Genomic DNA, 1,007 nt, shown 5'->3' on the forward strand with positions numbered 1-1,007 from the left:
TGCCACTCGGCATGCTCGAGCGTCGACCGCTCGGCCGAGAGCACGCGGACCTTGAGGGTGCCGGTGCCGTCCGTGTGGGCGGCCAAGTTGCCCTTGGGGTCGGGGTCCGCGTTGACGGCCTGGCGCTTCCCGTTCACGGTGATCGCCCACCGAATCCGGGCGAAGCAGCCGCCGCACGTCGCAACGTCGTGGTCACTGGGCATGAGTCCTCCGGTCGCTACCGGTCTCGAGAGAGTTGGGGCGGCCGTGCAGGAGCGGCAGCGTCCTGAGGTGGCCGTAGATGTGCAGGGCGACAGCGGGCCCGTGCTCGGCAATCGCCGCGAGGATCTCCTCGTCGCTGGCCTGGTCGCGTTGGCGGTACGTCTTCTTCGGCGGCAGCAGCTGCGCGGGCGGCAGCTCGAGCACCGCGGCCGGGGACGGCGCGGGCAGCTGCTCATCCCTCCGCTCCTCCAGCAGCCGCGCCCGGGCACGCCCGGCGGCGCGCCGCTGCTGCTCCTCGATGGCCTCCGCCTCCCGCAGGCGCTGCTGCCGCTGCTCGTCCAGCTCCTGGGCGCGGGCGGCGAGTTCGGCGTCGCGGCGGGCGCGGGCTGCCTCGGTCTGCCGGTTGACGGCGCAGGTCTCGCAGTCGGCGCCGGACTCCCAGATGACGCCGGTCTCGCAGTCCGGGCGGCCGCAGCCGTGCCGGACGAGAGCGGCACCGAGGAGCCAGCGGCCGATGTCACGGACCGTGGTCGTGGTGGCGTAGCGGCGGGTGAGCCGGTCGATGAGCCGCTCCTCGCTGCCGCCGGGCGCGTCGAGCTGGGTGCCGATCTCGCGGGCGATCCGGCGCAGCAGGTACGGGCCGATCGCCGGGAGCTCGTGACGTACCGGCTCGAGGACGCGCCAGATCCGGGGGGAGAGTTGCAGGGCGGGGCCGAGTAGCCCGTTGCGCTCCGTGATCGGGTTGACTGCTGGAAACCTCCGCGAAATCCATCCGGCCTAACGTCGGGTGATGCTGATCGAGTCCC

The 1,007-nt window shown here is 73.1% G+C and carries 2 protein-coding genes; one reads left to right on the plus strand and one right to left on the minus strand.

Annotated elements, in window-relative coordinates; all coding sequences use genetic code 11:
- On the minus strand, nt 1-203 hold a 203-nt coding region (locus ABZ780_RS31795; RefSeq protein ID WP_357488471.1), incomplete at its 3' end, for a hypothetical protein.
- Between the two features lie 67 nt (nt 204-270).
- Between ABZ780_RS31795 and ABZ780_RS31800 the strand changes: the two genes are divergently transcribed.
- Complete coding sequence (locus ABZ780_RS31800; RefSeq protein WP_357488472.1) at nt 271-921, plus strand: hypothetical protein; 651 nt, start codon at nt 271-273, stop codon at nt 919-921.
- Nucleotides 922-1,007 lie beyond the last annotated feature (86 nt).

This window comes from Micromonospora sp. NPDC047467 (genome assembly GCF_040643095.1).
Lineage (GTDB): Bacteria > Actinomycetota > Actinomycetes > Mycobacteriales > Micromonosporaceae > Micromonospora.